Source organism: Chryseobacterium gotjawalense (genome assembly GCF_030012525.1).
Taxonomy (GTDB): domain Bacteria; phylum Bacteroidota; class Bacteroidia; order Flavobacteriales; family Weeksellaceae; genus Kaistella; species Kaistella gotjawalense.
Genome location: NZ_CP124855.1, coordinates 1,626,096 through 1,642,738 on the forward strand (window position 1 = coordinate 1,626,096; position 16,643 = coordinate 1,642,738).

General features: G+C 36.0%; 16 protein-coding genes. 12 read left to right on the forward strand and 4 right to left on the reverse strand.

Annotated elements, in window-relative coordinates; genetic code table 11:
- Positions 1 to 315 precede the first annotated feature (315 nt).
- The 12 genes from QGN23_RS07440 (at position 316) to QGN23_RS07495 (ending at position 11,136) form a co-directional block, all read left to right on the forward strand.
- On the forward strand, positions 316 to 945 hold the full coding sequence (locus QGN23_RS07440; protein WP_282906347.1) for an NUDIX hydrolase: 630 nt from the start codon (positions 316 to 318) through the stop codon (positions 943 to 945).
- 25 nt (positions 946 to 970) lie between these two features.
- Positions 971 to 1,768: a lysophospholipid acyltransferase family protein gene (locus QGN23_RS07445; RefSeq protein WP_282906348.1), complete on the forward strand. Its 798-nt coding sequence runs from the start codon at positions 971 to 973 to the stop codon at positions 1,766 to 1,768.
- Positions 1,769 to 1,780: 12 nt separating this feature from the next.
- A complete protein-coding gene (locus QGN23_RS07450; RefSeq protein ID WP_282906349.1) occupies positions 1,781 to 2,227 on the forward strand; it encodes a hypothetical protein in 447 nt (148 codons plus the stop codon).
- Positions 2,228 to 2,246: 19 nt separating this feature from the next.
- Positions 2,247 to 2,783 carry a hypothetical protein gene (locus QGN23_RS07455; RefSeq protein WP_282906350.1) on the forward strand — a complete coding sequence of 179 codons (537 nt, stop codon included), beginning with the start codon at positions 2,247 to 2,249 and terminating at the stop codon, positions 2,781 to 2,783.
- A gap of 256 nt (positions 2,784 to 3,039) precedes the next feature.
- Positions 3,040 to 4,227, forward strand: a complete 1,188-nt coding sequence (locus QGN23_RS07460) for a homogentisate 1,2-dioxygenase (RefSeq protein WP_282906351.1) — start codon at positions 3,040 to 3,042, stop codon at positions 4,225 to 4,227.
- 102 nt (positions 4,228 to 4,329) lie between these two features.
- A complete protein-coding gene (locus tag QGN23_RS07465) occupies positions 4,330 to 5,610 on the forward strand; it encodes an acetyl-CoA hydrolase/transferase family protein (protein ID WP_282906352.1) in 1,281 nt (426 codons plus the stop codon).
- Between the two features lie 160 nt (positions 5,611 to 5,770).
- Positions 5,771 to 6,556, forward strand: a complete 786-nt coding sequence (locus QGN23_RS07470; RefSeq protein WP_282906353.1) for a hypothetical protein — start codon at positions 5,771 to 5,773, stop codon at positions 6,554 to 6,556.
- Between the two features lie 204 nt (positions 6,557 to 6,760).
- Positions 6,761 to 7,891 carry a 4-hydroxyphenylpyruvate dioxygenase gene (gene hppD / locus QGN23_RS07475; RefSeq protein WP_282906354.1) on the forward strand — a complete coding sequence of 377 codons (1,131 nt, stop codon included), beginning with the start codon at positions 6,761 to 6,763 and terminating at the stop codon, positions 7,889 to 7,891.
- Between the two features lie 44 nt (positions 7,892 to 7,935).
- Entirely contained in the window at positions 7,936 to 8,397 is a 462-nt protein-coding gene (locus QGN23_RS07480; RefSeq protein ID WP_282903727.1) for a hypothetical protein, read from the forward strand.
- 74 nt (positions 8,398 to 8,471) lie between these two features.
- Positions 8,472 to 9,719: a fumarylacetoacetase gene (fahA, locus tag QGN23_RS07485; protein WP_282903728.1), complete on the forward strand. Its 1,248-nt coding sequence runs from the start codon at positions 8,472 to 8,474 to the stop codon at positions 9,717 to 9,719.
- Positions 9,720 to 9,818: 99 nt separating this feature from the next.
- Entirely contained in the window at positions 9,819 to 10,226 is a 408-nt protein-coding gene (locus QGN23_RS07490; protein WP_282903729.1) for a GxxExxY protein, read from the forward strand.
- A gap of 85 nt (positions 10,227 to 10,311) precedes the next feature.
- Positions 10,312 to 11,136: a flavin reductase family protein gene (locus tag QGN23_RS07495; protein WP_282903730.1), complete on the forward strand. Its 825-nt coding sequence runs from the start codon at positions 10,312 to 10,314 to the stop codon at positions 11,134 to 11,136.
- A gap of 269 nt (positions 11,137 to 11,405) precedes the next feature.
- Here the strand turns inward: QGN23_RS07495 and QGN23_RS07500 are convergent, their stop codons facing one another.
- The 4 genes from QGN23_RS07500 to QGN23_RS07515 all read right to left on the reverse strand — a co-directional run bounded on the left by QGN23_RS07500 (position 11,406) and on the right by QGN23_RS07515 (position 16,412).
- The gene (locus tag QGN23_RS07500; RefSeq protein ID WP_282903731.1) at positions 11,406 to 12,233 is read right to left on the reverse strand and encodes a TerC family protein; all 828 of its coding nucleotides are present in this window, start codon (positions 12,231 to 12,233) and stop codon (positions 11,406 to 11,408) included.
- 74 nt (positions 12,234 to 12,307) lie between these two features.
- Positions 12,308 to 13,150: an alpha/beta hydrolase family protein gene (locus QGN23_RS07505; RefSeq protein ID WP_282903732.1), complete on the reverse strand. Its 843-nt coding sequence runs from the start codon at positions 13,148 to 13,150 to the stop codon at positions 12,308 to 12,310.
- Positions 13,151 to 13,270: 120 nt separating this feature from the next.
- Entirely contained in the window at positions 13,271 to 15,499 is a 2,229-nt protein-coding gene (locus QGN23_RS07510) for a thioredoxin-like domain-containing protein (protein WP_282903733.1), read from the reverse strand.
- 4 nt (positions 15,500 to 15,503) lie between these two features.
- A complete protein-coding gene (locus QGN23_RS07515; RefSeq protein WP_282903734.1) occupies positions 15,504 to 16,412 on the reverse strand; it encodes an ABC transporter ATP-binding protein in 909 nt (302 codons plus the stop codon).
- Positions 16,413 to 16,643: the final 231 nt, after the last annotated feature.

The window sequence follows — 16,643 nt, forward strand, 5'->3', positions numbered from 1 at the left end:
TTCCATCCTATAATAGTTCAATTCAAAAAAACAAAATGAACACTATCGGCAAACGGTTATCATTCCGGCAGATCGCGAAGTAAAACTTAAAAAAGTTTCTTACCAACGCGCTGACCTTCTTTTCAGCAATTCTGTTCGCAGTATTTTTCAAAACATTAAAATACTCAATACCAAACCCTTAATTAACTTGCGTTAGTTAAAAACGATAATTCCTGTTTTCCCGGTTGCTGTGAGCGCAAATTTTTGCATTAGATCTTAAAAAATTTAACTTTCCTTTACAATACTTTCAAAGACAATTTTTATTAAATTTACGTCATGAAAACCTTTGGCAGAGATTTACTCACAAAAATACAGCAGGCAAAACTTCAGGGTGAAGCTGCGCACGAAATTTATTCGCCTCCCTATCGGCCGCTTTATTCCTACGATGAAATTTTAACAAAAAATCCAAAATTCGCGGCTGTCAATATTTTATTATATTTAAAAAATAACGAATGGTATCTGCCTCTCATCGTGCGCAGTGAAAATGAACGTGACCGGCACAGCGGTCAAATTTCTTTACCAGGCGGAAAAAAAGAAGATTTTGATCCTGATTTTGGAGCAACTGCCAAACGGGAAACTTCGGAAGAAGTAGGAATTAAGGAACATTATATTAGAATTATCCGCGAGCTTTCCCCCATTTACATTCCGCCGAGCAATTTTTACGTGAAAGCGTTTGTTTCTTACACGAAGAAAAATCCCGAGTTTATTCTTCAGCAAAGTGAAGCGGTTGAATTGATCGAATTTCCAATATCCTCTATTCTAAGTCTGGATAATGAACCGGAAATGAGAGTTTTACCGAGTTCCCGCGGTGTGAAAGTTCCGGTAATTGATTTCAACGGCTATATCATCTGGGGCGCGACTTCGATGATATTAAGCGAGTTTAGTCAGTTGCTGAAAAATTTGTAAATTCGCGGACTATGTTAATTAGATAATGGCCAAGAAAAATATTTTCACGGATGCCTTTGGTAATCTGTATTTCCTTAAAAGACTGATTATTTTCGTCTTAGGAATGATTTCCTACAGAAGGTTCAATGGTTTTAATAAACTGAAGATTTCCGGTACTGAAAACCTGGTGGATCTTCCGGATTCCAATGTGCTTTTTGTCTCAAATCACCAGACCTATTTTGCAGATGTTGCAGCGATGTATCACGCTTTTTGTGCGGTAAACAATGGTTATTTAAACTCCATTAAAAATCCGATTTATCTGCTTAATCCAAAAGTAGATTTCTATTACGTTGCTGCTGAAGAAACCATGAATAAAGGTTTAATGACGAAACTTTTTAAACTGGCAGGAGCGGTTACGGTAAAAAGAACATGGCGGGCAGAAGGGCACAACGTAAACAGAATGGTGGATTTAACCGAGGTTGAAAATATTATGAAAGCCCTGGACAACGGCTGGGTAATTACCTTTCCACAGGGCACAACTTCAGCTTTTGCACAAGGCAGAAAAGGAACGGCTAAACTGGTTAAAAACCAAAAGCCGATTGTGATTCCCATAAAAATAAATGGCTTTCGCCGCGCATTCGACAAAAAAGGTTTGCGGGTAAAAGTAACTGGCTGTACACCAACGATGGAATTCAAACCGGCTCTGGATATTGATTACGATAAGGACGACTCGCGAACCATCATGCATAAAATCATGGTGGCCATAGAACAAACCGAGGATTTTAATGTTCTGCATGATTACGATGAAGAACGAAAAGCACAGAAAACCGAAGTTAAAAGTTAATTATAGTTCATTATGAAAAAACTGATTTTTGTCTTTTTATTAATTATTGCAGCAGGATGCAACAGTAGCAGTAATCAAAACAAATATTCTGATTTCGATTATAGTTTTGCGCGAAGTGGCGGCATCTCACCGATTTATGAAAACTTGCTTATTAAAGGGAATAAAGTTCATTATTCATTTGAAGGGCAGGGAAAGAACATTAAAAAAAACTTTAGCATTTCTAATGAAGATTTGATAAAAATAGAAAATACACTCACCGAAAATAAGTTTACAAAAATTCAGGAGGATTATAAAAAATTATACGATAATATTTCTGTTGAAATCAATGTTAAAAAAGGAAATAATGCAGGCAACAAAAGCGATGCTTCTTTAATTATGCAAAAAAACCAACAGCATTGGGAAAAAATCGTCAGTGCTTTTCAGCAGATCATAAACACCAATATAAAAACCGAATCCTAATAACAATTCGACTCTACTGATGGAAAATCTCTTCGAGGAATCAAAAAATAAAACAAGAGTTCTCATTCTAAGTACCCAAGCTTCTGTAGCCAGACTATTTCTTGAAATACTCCAGTTCCACGGAAAAGATTTTGACTTTTATTCTGACAACGGTGTCTTTACTAATTCAAATAATGATTTCGTTATTTTTGAAACTTCAGATATCGCAAAAGCAACTTTGTTTAAACCGAATATCGTTCTGATGAGCTCTGAAATCTCCAGTGAACAGGCAATTTCTGTTTTAGAAAACATCATTCCGGGCGGTATTTTGGTCTACGATTCAAGCTTAGCTGAAACCGTAGAAAAATCATTAAACTTTTTCAGAAAGTTAGAATATTCGGGAACCAGTTTTTCAAAATCAAATTCTCATTTTACTTTGCACACCAATATTGGGGCAATTCCCATTTCGTCTTCTGATGAAAATTTAATTAAAAATATCGATGGTATAAAATTACTTTCTCAACAGTTTGGGGTGATGGAAGAGGATTTTTACGAGCCGGTGATGAATTTTGAATAGAATGCCACAAATGCACGAATAAGCAATCTGCGCAACCTCTACCATAAACTTCCAATTACTGTAGCAAGAAAATTCGTGAATCCGTGGCGAATAATTAAAATAATAAGCCACGAATGCACGAATAAAAAACATGCAACATTTCCAGCATGAGCGTCCACAAAAAAATTCGTGAATCCGTGGCAAATAATTAAAAGAAATTCGTGAATCCGTGGAAAGAAAAAATTCATTAATTTTATCAATCTAAAATTGTAAAAAAATGAGTTATCAGAAATCCGGGAAAATTCCCGCGAAAAGACATACGGTTTTCAAATCAGCGGATAATCACTTTTACTATGAGCAATTATTCGGGACTGAAGGATTTCACGGTATTTCCTCTCTTTTATATCATATTCACCGGCCAACACAGATTAAATCAATCAGCGAACCCAAAGATGTAAGCCCGAAAATTGCGGTTGCCAAAAACGTTACTCCACGAATGTTCAAAGGAATGAACGTTGCTCCGGAAAACGATTTTCTGGAGAGCCGAAAGATCTTATTGGTCAACAACGACCTGAAGCTGGGTCTTGCAAAACCTAAAAAATCAACCGATTATTTTTATAAAAATGCAGAATGTGACGAACTTCTTTTTATTCACGAAGGAAGCGGAACATTGAAAACTTTTCTGGGAAACCTGGAATTTTCCTACGGAGATTATCTCATTATTCCCCGGGGAACCATTTATGCGATAGAATTTAATGATGAAAAAAACACGCTTCTTTTTATTGAAAGTCACTCGCCAATCAATACACCAAAGCGCTACCGAAATGAGTTCGGCCAAATGCTGGAACACGCGCCATTTTGCGAGAGAGATATGATCGCGCCTACTTTTGTAGAACCGATTGACGAAAAAGGAGAGTTTTTAATTAAAGTAAAAAAGGAAGATCAAATCTGGGATTTCATTTATGCCACACATCCATTTGATGTTGTCGGTTGGGACGGTTATTTTTATCCTTATAAATTCAATATCAAGAACTTCGAGCCGATTACGGGACGCGTACATTTGCCGCCGCCGATTCATCAGAATTTCGAAGCGCATAATTTCGTGGTTTGTTCGTTTGTTGCCAGAATGTACGACTACCATCCGCAAGCAATTCCGGCACCGTACAACCATTCCAATATCGATTCAGATGAAGTTCTGTTCTATACAGAAGGGGATTTTATGAGCCGGAATCATATTGATTTAATGGATTTCACGCTTCATCCGGGCGGAGTTGTTCACGGTCCACATCCCGGTGCGATGGAACGCAGCATCGGCAAGAAATCTACCGAAGAATTTGCCGTAATGGTCGATCCGTTCCGCCCTTTTAAAATTACCGAAGAAGCGATGAAAGTAGAGGATCCTTCTTATAAAACTTCCTGGCTTGAAGATGAAGATCATCATTTGTCCGATCGCAGCCAGGAATGACTTTTCTTATGACTTTTATCAAAACTGATTTTACTCATTTCAAATCTGAAATGAAAGGATTACTTTTGAGAAGTAAACAATAGCAATTAAAAAATAAAAAATATGGTTCAATATTTCAGTGCCGAAGAAGCAGTTTCATTAATTAAAAGTGGTGACCGAATATTTTCTCACGGAAGTGCCTGCACTCCCAATCTTTTGATCAGCGAACTAGCCAATCAAGCCTCCCGATTACGGGATATAGAATTCGTTTCGATTACGCAGCAGGGGAATGTAGAAGTAGCGAAACCCCAGTATAAAGACAGTTTCTATATCAATTCACTTTTCGTATCGACGCCGGTTCGGGAAGCAGTAAATTCTGACCGAGGCGATTTCGTACCTGTTTTTTTAAGTGAAATCCCTCTACTTTTTAAACGGGGAATATTGTCACTGGATGTTGCGATGATCACTGTTTCACCACCGGATGCTCACGGATACTGCACTTTGGGAACCTCCGTAGATGTGGCGAGAAGTGCCGTGGATACTGCAAAAATAATCATCGCGCAAGTAAACCCGAGAATGCCGAGAACTCACGGTGACGGAATGATTCATTATTCGAAAATCCATAGAATGGTGTGGCATGAAGAAGAGTTGCTAACCGTAGATTACGGCGCAAAAGTAGGTGCCGATGAAATGTTGATTGGTAAAAACGTGGCTGAATTAATTGACGACCGATCCACTTTGCAAATGGGAATCGGAACTATTCCTGATGCAGTTCTTAAATGTCTTCATAACCATAAAGATCTGGGAATTCACACCGAAATGATCAGTGATGGGATTGTAGATTTGGTCACCAATGATATCATTACTAATAAATTTAAAGGAACCCATTGTAACAGAACAATTACCAGTTTTGCCTTTGGAACAAGAAAATTGTACGATTATATCGATGACAACCCATCCTTTGAATTTATGGATGTGGAGCACGTGAATTATCCGATCAACATCATGAAAAATAAAAAAATGGTCGCGATTAATTCCGCCATTGAAATTGATTTAACGGGGCAGGTTTGTGCAGATTCTATTGGCACCTATCAGTTTAGTGGAATCGGCGGTCAAATGGATTTCATGCGTGGCGCTGCACTTTCTGATGGTGGAAAACCAATTATTGCCATTTCTTCAAGGACCAAAAAAGGAATCCCGAGAATTGCTCCTTTCCTTAAACAAGGCGCAGGAGTGGTAACTACCAGAGGACACATTCATTATGTAGCCACCGAATATGGCGTGGCTTACCTGTATGGTAAAAATTTACGTCAAAGAGCAAAAGCACTAATTGAAATCGCACATCCTGATGACAGAGAAATGCTTGATGCAGCAGCTTTTGAAAGATTTAAAGTATTAATTTAAAAAAAGTAGATTCTTATAAATCCTCTATAAAATTGAAGACTTATTGTTCATCTTATGTTTTATGCTGAATCATGGTTTTTTTGAAATAACTTATTAAATAATCACTTAAGTATCCCTATCAGGTAAAGAATACTATATTTGTGAAACAAAAACATCAAATTTGGAAAAAATCTATAACGCAATAAAAGGAGACATCAAGAGTCATCCGGAGGTAAATTCATCACTTTTGGGAATAGTTGATGACTGGAAAAGAAGCCAGTATGTTATTCTCGCAGATCTTATTTCTAAACATCTGGCTCAGTCTCCGATATTAACTGAGGAGAAAAGGCTCAGTCTGGGAACTACGATTTCACCGATTACCCTGCAACGCTTTTATGAAAACGAATATCAAATAAAGACGCATAACGATTTGCGTTTTATCAAAACACTGGATAAGCTTTGCATCTTTCTGGGCAAAACTGGTCTGAATGATTATATTCATAAGAATTTTCAAAAGGACAACAGTGCACCAAATGATGAGACCAACACTCATTTGTCTGATAAAGAGCTGGTCACCAAGTTTTGCCAGTTTCAGTTTGATGCTCTGAAATATTTGCCGGCAATCAATGTGGAGGAATTTTCAACGATAGTCTGTAAAGATTCACCCATTTTAGAACGCACCACTCAATATCTTCAGGAAAAAGGAAATAAGAACCTGGTTTTTGTCACCGAAAATAACCGCTCGAACTACGAGATTTTTCAAATTACTAAAATCTCAGAAGATCAGGAACTTAAAGTCATTAAAACACGGGAATTTTGGAATTTGGTTTTCAAAGATGATAAGGAAAACAGCTTCATCGTCCATCATTTGAATACGCAGTTTTATTTTATAAAAAACCTGGATAACCATTGGAAAATCTGGGACAACTTCAATCCCGATTATGGAAATATTTTAAAAATAAACTAAGCCTCAGGACTGGCTTAGTTTAAATTATTTGTGTTCTTAGAATCGTCGAGGCTCTACGCTTATCATTGCAAAGATATGTTGAATGATCAGGAAATTTTAGACATAAAAAAACTTAAAAAAACATATCAGTATTTACATTTTATTTCACACCATTTTTGTACTCCTGAAATTTTTGTACTTTGCAATATCTAAAAAAAGAATAGAATGTCAACACTTACATTTGCCGAGAAGATCGCTCAAGCAGAGAATTTCCTGCCGATTAACGGAACAGATTACATCGAATTTTATGTCGGAAATGCCAAGCAGGCAGCCCATTTTTACAAAACAGCTTTTGGTTTTCAGTCGTTAGCTTATGCCGGACCGGAAACAGGTATCAGAGACCGGGCTTCTTATGTTTTGCAACAGGGTAAAATTCGACTCGTACTAACTTCCGGACTCAATTCTGATTCCCCGATTTGTGAACATCAAAAAAAACATGGCGATGGCGTGAAAGTTCTTGCACTTTGGGTGGATGATGCTTATTCTGCTTTCGAAGAAACAACAAAAAGAGGTGCTAAATCTTATCTGGAACCAACTACTTTAACCGATGAAAATGGCGAAGTAAGAATGTCGGGAGTTTACACTTATGGCGAAACCGTTCACATGTTTGTAGAACGTAAAAATTATAAAGGTCCATTCATGCCAGGTTTTCAAAAATGGGAAAGTGATTATAATCCATCTGATGTAGGACTTTTATATGTAGATCATTGCGTTGGCAATGTCGGTTGGGACAGAATGCTTCCGGTTGTAAAATGGTATGAAGACGTGATGGGATTTGTGAATATTCTAAGTTTTGACGACAAACAGATCAATACCGAATATTCTGCCTTGATGTCTAAAGTAATGAGCAACGGAAACGGTTTTGCAAAATTCCCGATCAATGAGCCTGCGGAAGGAAAGAAAAAATCTCAGGTAGAAGAATATCTGGATTTTTACGAAGACGAAGGCGTTCAGCATATTGCAGTGGCCACCAAAGACATCATCAAAACGGTAATTGAATTAAAAGCAAGAGGAATCGAATTTCTTTCTGCTCCACCAGAAGCGTATTACGAAATGGTTCCCGAAAGAGTTGGCCATATCGATGAAGATTTAAAGAGACTTCAGGAACTGGGAATATTAATCGACCATGACGAAGAAGGTTATTTGCTCCAGATTTTCACCAAACCGGTTGAAGACCGCCCTACCCTTTTCTTCGAAATTATCGAAAGACATGGCGCACAAAGTTTCGGTGCCGGAAATTTCAAAGCCTTATTTGAAGCTCTGGAAAGAGAACAGGAAAAAAGAGGAAATCTTTAAAATATCAACCTAAAATTGCCGCGAACTTTAAATTACAATTTACCATGAAAAAAATATTTTTCATCATTCTGTTTACCTTTTCAGCATTGGGAATGAAAGCGCAGTATGGTTCCATCAACGCAATCTTAGACCGACTCGAAGAAAAAAGAGGCATCAACCGCAATCTGGAAAACGTAAGTATCAACGATATCAAATTTGTTTTGATTAAAAATTTCGATGATCATACCGAAAGGAATTTCATCATTATTAAAGGGAATCTGGCAACCTATGTAGAAATTTTCGATGATAAGAAAACCGGGGAATCCTCGGCCAATGTTTTCACCGGTGATATTGTCCGGTCCGCTCATCAGATTATTTCTCTCCGCGCAGATCGACTGGAAGGCAGAAAAATCCCAATTCCGGTGACCAAAACTTTTTTAATGACCGAACAGAAAAAAATTCTTTACCTCATCGACATCAACTCTAAGGAAAGATGGATCGAGGAAAGTGCCATTAACAAAAAATAAACAGCAAACAAAATAAGGTTCAAAACAGCAATGTAAATTCATTCTTTTGAACCTTTTCTTTAATTAAATTTAATATGAAATCATTTATCAAATATCCCGAACATTCAGACTTTTCAATCTATAACATTCCCTTTGGTGTAGGAGTTTTCAACAAAGAATACATTGCCTGTTGCACCCGGATTGGCGATCAGATAATTGATCTGGCCACTTTGTACGATTATGGTTTTTTTGATGAAATCGAAGGTATTGACGAAAATGTTTTCGAGGCCTTTACTTTAAATGAATTTATTGCATTGGGAAAACCGGTGACAAAAGCGGTACGTTTGAAACTCCAGGAAATGTTGGGCGAAAACTCCAAATTGGCGGGCGATAAAAAAACGATCGAAGAATGCTTTTATGATTTTGACAAAGTTCAGATGATGATGCCGGTGCACGTTCCCAATTATACCGATTTCTACAGCAGTATTGAACACGCCACCAATGTTGGGAAAATGTTTCGTGATCCGGCAAACGCCCTGCTTCCGAATTGGAAACATCTTCCGGTTGGCTATCACGGCCGCGCTTCATCTATCGTGGTTTCCGGCACAGAATTTCACCGGCCGAAAGGTCAGACGAAACCTGCCGGAGCGGAAAATCCAATTTTCGGCCCCTGTAAACAACTCGATTTCGAACTGGAAATGGCGTTCATCGTGAATAAAAATACCGAAATGGGCGACAGTATTTCAACTGCTGAAGCCGAAGACGCCATTTTCGGATTGGTCCTGTTTAATGACTGGTCGGCAAGAGATATTCAAAGTTGGGAATATGTTCCGCTTGGACCGTTTTTAGGTAAAAATTTCTGTTCGACGATTTCGCCCTGGGTGGTCACTTTAGAAGCTTTAAAACCTTTTAAAACCGATTCTCCAAAACAGGAACCGGAAGTTTTAGATTATCTGAAATTTGAAGGACAGCAAAACTTTGACATTCATCTTCAGGTTTATATTCAACCGGAAAACGGAAAAGAAAATTTGATTTCTAAAAGCAATTACAAATTCATGTACTGGAACATGCTGCAGCAATTGGCGCATCATACCGTGAATGGCTGTAATGTAGAAGTTGGTGATCTATATGCATCAGGAACCATTTCAGGCAGCGAAAAGAGTTCTTTCGGCTCTATGCTGGAATTAACGTGGCGGGGAACGGAACCTTTACAATTATCAGATGGAACCGAACGTCAATTCATTAATGATAATGATACGGTGATCATGAGAGGTTACGCGGAAAAAGAAGGAATGCGGGTAGGTTTTGGCGAGGTTAGAGGGAAAGTGTTGGCTGCGAAGTGATTTTAAACCACAAAGGCACAAAGACTAAAGTGAAATTAATACTTCATAAAAGTTCAGGAAGATTGATTGAATAATCAACAAAATTTTAATTTCAAAATTATGATTACACAATCTCAAGTTGATGAGTTAACTTATAAAATTAATGGAGCGTGTATTGAAGTACACAAAATAATCGGACCAGGATTACTCGAAAGTGTTTATCATAAATGTTTAGAAGAGGAACTTAAATTAAGAGACATCAAATTTAAATCTCAATTCAAAATTCCGCTTTTTTATAAAGGGAAAGAACTTTTCTGTGATTTCTTATGTGATTTTTTAATTGAAGATTGCATTGTAATAGAATTGAAATCTGTTTCAGAATTAAATGATATTCATCGAGCACAAATCCTTAATTATATCAATTTGATGAAAAAACCGAAAGGAATATTAATTAATTTTAATGTGAAAAACATAATGCACCAAGGTCAGGAAACCTTTGTTAATGAATACTACAAAACATTGATGTAACCCATAATCTTGATGATCTAAAACAATATCTTTAACAAAATAAGACCATAAACACTTTGTGACTTTGTGGTTTAAAACCATAAAAATGAAAACAATTTCTCCTAAAGACTTAAACAACTTCGAATTACAAACGCTTTTGCAGACCGCGATTGCACCACGGCCAATTGCGTTAGCTTCAACAATTGATAAAGACAGTAATGTGAATTTAAGTCCTTTCAGTTTCTTTAATATGTTCAGTTCTAATCCGCCAATTGTGATTTTTTCGCCGGCGCGGAGAGTTCGGGACAATACCACGAAACATACTTTAGAAAATGTTTTAAATGTTCCTGAAGTTGTGATTGGAATTGTAAATTATAAAATTGTGCAGCAGATTTCACTCGCTTCTACGGAGTATGAGAAAGAAGTCAACGAGTTTGTAAAATCAGGCTTGACCATGAAAGACGCAGATCTGGTAAAGCCAAAACTGATCGCAGAATGTCCCGTCAACCTGGAATGTAAAGTTATAGAAATTAAACATTTAGGATCTGAAGGAGGCGCCGGAAATTTAGTCATCTGCGAAGTAATAAAAATTCATGTTCGGGAAGAATATTTGAATGAAGAGGGAAATCTTGACCAGAAAAAATTGGATCTCGTCGCAAGATTGGGCGGAAATTGGTATTCCAGAAATAATGCAGATAATCTGTTTGAAGTTCCAAAACCTTTAATAACCAAAGGAATTGGCTTTGACAGATTACCCGATGAAATCAAGCTCAGCGATGTTTTCACGGGAAATGACTTGGGAATGCTGGCTAATACTGAAGAATTACCTAGTGGAAATTACACTTCTGAGGAAGCTATTCACCTAGAAGCACAGAAACTTCTTCATCAACATCAGATTGAGGAAGCGTGGAAAATATTGGAATGTAACTAATTAAGATTATAAACGAAAAATAAAAACTCAGATCTTTTTAATTATTTTTAAACAAAATCGCTGGAAAAGAGATCGCTCTACCTACTTTAAAACCTGGTTTTTATCTCGTGAAAGTACTCACTGATAAAGGATCCAATTATGCCACAAAAATTATTAAAGAATAATTCCTAAAATAAAAATCCTGCTTCAATTTTCGAAGCAGGATTTTTTTTATTCTATCAGAAGATTCGATCGGTTCATTTTAATTTTCAAAAAATGAAAAACCTGTATTAATCGTTTTCATCTTTTATGCTTAAATCTTTATTCAAATCCGGATTTAATTTCAGCGCTTTCCTGTTTTGATTATTTCTCAGTTTGATGTTTAAAACTTCTACCAATAAACTGAAAGCTAGACAGGAATAAATAATATTTTTACTCACATGCTGATGAATTCCTTCTGCCACCAACATTACCCCAATTACCACTAAAAACGCAAGTGCCAACATTTGCAAACTTGGATATTTATTGATAACCGCAGAAATTGGACCGGCAAAAGCCATCATAATTCCGATGGAGATAACTACGGCAATAATCATCAAAACTACATTATCTACCAAACCAATCGCGGTAAGAATGGAGTCAAGGGAAAAAACCATATCGATTAAAATAATCTGAATAATCACCATGGTCATCAGGGAAGAACCTGCAGATTTTGGTTTGTTATTTTCATCGTGAACCTGCATTTTTCCATGGATTTCAAAGGTGCTTTTTCCAATCAAGAAAATCCCTCCGAGCAGCAGGATTAAATCTTTCCAACTTAGTGCTAATGCGATATCAGTTCCCGGTTCCTCTAAAAACGGTAAAGTTAAAACAGGTTCTTTCAAACCGATAATCCAGTTGATCATTAATAATAATCCTACCCGGAAAACCATCGCAAATGTCAACCCGATATTTCTGGCAAATTTTTGTCTGGCTTTAGGTAATTTATCAGAAATGATAGAAATAAAGATAATATTATCAACCCCAAGTATAATTTCTAAAAAAGTAAGGGTTAACAAACTGATCCAGATTTGTGGTTGGGTAAAATCTGGAAATTCGAGCACCGACAATAACATCATAAATTAAATTTTGGTCGGTAAAAATAGAGAATTTCTGAATTTGTCAAATATTAAGTTTTATTTACATTGAAACTTTAAAAATGGTTCCTGATAAATTGAATCATTTTTGAGCATGCTTTTTCTAAATCTTCCGGGAGCTTATTTTCTGTCCAGGGTTCTTTGGCTCCGAAGGTGTGGTTAGCATTTTCCAGCAGAATAAGTTCTGAGGTTTTACACCATTCATTTAATAGAAATGCCTCTTTATCTTTCACAGCCTCATCATTGGTTCCTTTAATAATAAGGAAAGGTTTTGCTAAATGTTGCGCAGCATATTGAATATCAAATCTTCTTTCATTTTTCTCAAAATCCTCAAAAAACTGAAAATAGTGCGGCATTTGCTGATGTGTTCTCTTGTTTTCGGAGTACATCACGCCCTCTCTTTTCCAGTCTTCAAAACGTTCTTTCGTCGGGAACCGGTATTTAAAATTACTTACGCCAGCCAAAGAAATAAGTAACTTAATTCGTTCATCTTCAAATGCTTTAATAACGGTAATTCCGCCACCACGACTGTGACCGATGACGCAAATTTTTTCATTATCAATTTTCGGATGGTTATAAAAGTGATTCAAAACCTCATCATAGTCCGACATTTCTTTAGAAAAATTATTATGTCCAAAAGCTTCTAAATCCGCAAAATCTTTGGGTCGATCTATTGTTGTTCCGTTGTGCGAAAAATTAAATTTAACAAAGAAAAATCCGGACTCTGCGAATTTCTTCGCCATCAAATCCCAGGCGCCCCAATCTTTATAACCTTTGTAACCGTGCGCAAAAATAACGAGCGGTAATTTCTCAGCATCTTCTGGGTAATAGGCGTCGGCTAAAAAATCACGGGTTTCTGTATTTTTAATGAGGATGTTTTTTTCGATATTCAGTTTCATTTGAATTTGTTTTATGTTCTTTAAAATTACGGATTAAAAATAAAAATCCTTTTACCTGAATAGGGTGAAAGCACTTCAAATTCAATAACAAAACTAAATTTTGATGTTAATTATAAATATTTAATAGATCTGAACCATTTGGTTGGTGGAATTACGGGAGACTTTTTCTATAATATCCACGAAATTGGTTTCATTGGGACGCGGCATATTTGCATTGAAAATTTTACCGTCAGAATCCAACATCATAAATCTAGGAATACCTTCTACACCAAGCTGTTGTAAAGCTTTTGCATCAGAAAGCCACCATTGTTTCACATTAGACCGTGTGTTCTTCAAGTCCAGTTTCCATTTATTTTGGTCCTGGTCTAAACTTACGGCCAGAAAAACTAGGTTATTATTATATTTATTTTTTTTGGCTTGATAGGCAAAAACGGGAGAAGTTTCTTTACAGGGTGCACACCAGGTTGCCCAGAAATCAATGACGACAAATTTTCCTTTGAATTGAGACATATTAACTTTCTTTCCGTCGGTGTCTTCGAACGCCAAAGCTGGAAACGCTTTTCCTTTTTGTTGATTGTTGACAATTTCTAAATTTTTCGCTACAAAATTTTTAAACTTGAGATTTTTAATACCACCAATATTTTCCTGAAATATTAAATTCCTCTTAACTTCATCATTCTCCATCTTTATCATTTTAATGATCTGGGTACTTAAAAGTTGATCTTTCGCAATACCTGAAACCATTGCTGCTAATTTAACAAATACGATACTGTCCGGATTTACACTTCCTTCTTTTGGCAATAATTGTTTCAATTTCCAGGAATTATAAGTATCGGTCCCATATAGTAAAGGACTAGGTTTCCGAATAATATTTTCTAATTCGGTGATGAAGGACGGTTCAGGGGCAAACTTTTTATCGGTAAAGGAGGTTATTTTTTGATAATCATAAAAAGCAGATAGCATTTTTGTCGCTTTTTTCTGTAGTTGGTATTCCTTAAAATCACTTCCAAGATATATATTCTCGGCTGTTCTAAAATCTTTTAAATCCTTTAATTCATTCTTCCATTGTTCCTGCGCTTCCTTATAAAACAATGATGGATTATCGCTATACAATTTATCCGCTACAATATAATCGTAAAAAGAAGAATTATACTTTTCGTTTTTGCTGAATAGATCTTCGGCTTTTCTCGTGCCCTTCACTACAACAACTGATTGTTTATCATCCATTTTTATATCGAAGTGTAAATTGTCGCCTTTAGAAAATACGAAGGGATAAGATTTACCTTCATAGCTGATAGCATATTGAGCGAAGGGAATTTCTTCTTTAGTATTCCAGGTAAACTCACCGTTTATCACTGGGATCTGAACAATTTTATCGCCGAATTCTTGAGAAGTTATGGTAACACTTTTAATCGGTTTTGGAGATTGGATTGAACCACTGATCATAGAATGATCTTTAAATTTTTGTGGATGAATAGGCTTTGTTATGAAAAAATACATACTCACAAAGACGATTATTCCGATTACTGTAGAAACTTTCGCTTTGCTGCTATTCAGAAAAGCATTTTTAAATCCTCTTCGACTGTACCAAAAATATCCGATAATGAAAAACAATAATGTCCAAAATAAACTCAGATATTCCGTATAGTTAAAAAAATGATTAAGCTGAAAAGAATCTTTAAATTTTAAACCCGTTTGTACAGCATTGTAAGGAATAAAATCATACGTTTCCTGTCGAACAAATGCCACAATATTGATAACAAATCCCAAAAATCCAATAGCAAAAGGCCAGATAAAACCAGTTATGATAGTCGAAAGCATTAACTGGAAAGAAATGACACAAAGACTTAAAAGGAAAACTCTCGAAAATGTCTGAAACTGCCAATAAAAATCTACGCCCATCTGCAGCTCTTTCTGCGGGAAAATAAATAGGGTAAGATTTGAAAATAATGTGGATGATAAAAAATAAACCACAAACATGATAGAACTTAATAGCGTGAGGACTAAAAATTTAGCGCTATAGATATTTAATTTTGAAACTGGCTGTGTTTCCAGGAAGGTCCAGCCGTTATTTTTATGATCGCTCTGGGTAATTCTGGTTGCCGCAATAATGATAAATAACAGCATAAAGAAACCGCCAAATTGCCCAATGGATTCCTTAATGTCCTTGGTGACGACCTTAGTTAACAAACCATCGTAAAGGCGTGAATTTTCACTAAAAACACCAATAGTGAAAAATAATGCAGGAAGAAACAGCGCAAAAACAATTGCAATTGTGACTAATCCTAAACCCTTGGTTTTAAGTAATTCTGCTTTGAAAGCCATTGCTAAAGTAGATCTTTTCTTCATCTTTCTAATTTTGTTTTGAAATTTCCATGAACCATTCTTCTAAACCTCCTGCAGGAGAGATTTGATGAATCTCTGCGCCATGATCTACTAAAATTTTATTGATCTCAGAGATCTGCTTGGGTGAATTGGTTACGATTTCACAATCCGTCTCATTTTTAAATTCTACCTGATAATTTTCTGCTAAAAGCGCTTCAAAGTTTTTGGCATTTTTCAAGCTGAATTTTGTCTTCTGAAATCGGTAGAGTTCATTAAGATCCTCTTTACTGCCTTGAAATTTTATCTCACCATTTGAAATGATACCAATGTGTGTTACCATTTTTTCGATTTCTAAAAGCAAGTGACTTGAAATAAAAACTGTGACGCCATATTCCTGATTTAATTTAATCAGTAGTTCCCGAACTTCCTTCATTCCATTCGGATCCAATCCATTTACGGGCTCATCTAAAACCAGCAGTTCAGGATCGCTGATTAAAGCCAAACCAATTGCTAATCGTTGTTTCATGCCCAGAGAATATTTTCTCATTTTTATATTTCCCGCCTCTGTTAGTCCGACCAGCTCTAAAATTTCATCTATTCTACTAATGTTCAAGTTCCTCAAAATACATACGATCTTTAAATTATCATAGCCGGAAAGATGATCGTAAAAAGCGGGATAATCGATGAGTGAACCAATTTTATTAAAACCTTCCGGATACAAATTTGAAACTAACGTATCAAATACTTTTACAGAATTTGCATCATCATTAAAAAGTCCCATTATCAATCGCATCGTTGTGGATTTTCCAGCACCGTTGGAACCCAGAAAACCATAGATCGATCCTTTCGGTACCATTAAATTGACATCTTTTAATATCGGTTTATTTTTATCGAAGCCAAAATTCAAATTTCTAATTTCAATTATATTGTTGATCATTTCTAATTTATTAAAATGTTTCAGAATTAATAACCAAGTAAGACTTAACCTTTACTTCATTATATAATTGGTAATTAAATTCCTCAAAATGTTACATAATATAAAAAATAAGGACTCCACATTGCTATAACACTGACGTTTTAGCAAAAATCATGAAGATATTATTTTTAATTAAAAAACCCTTTCATCCTTTTAAAGGCTGAAAGGGTTCAAAATGTGTCTGGTATCCTA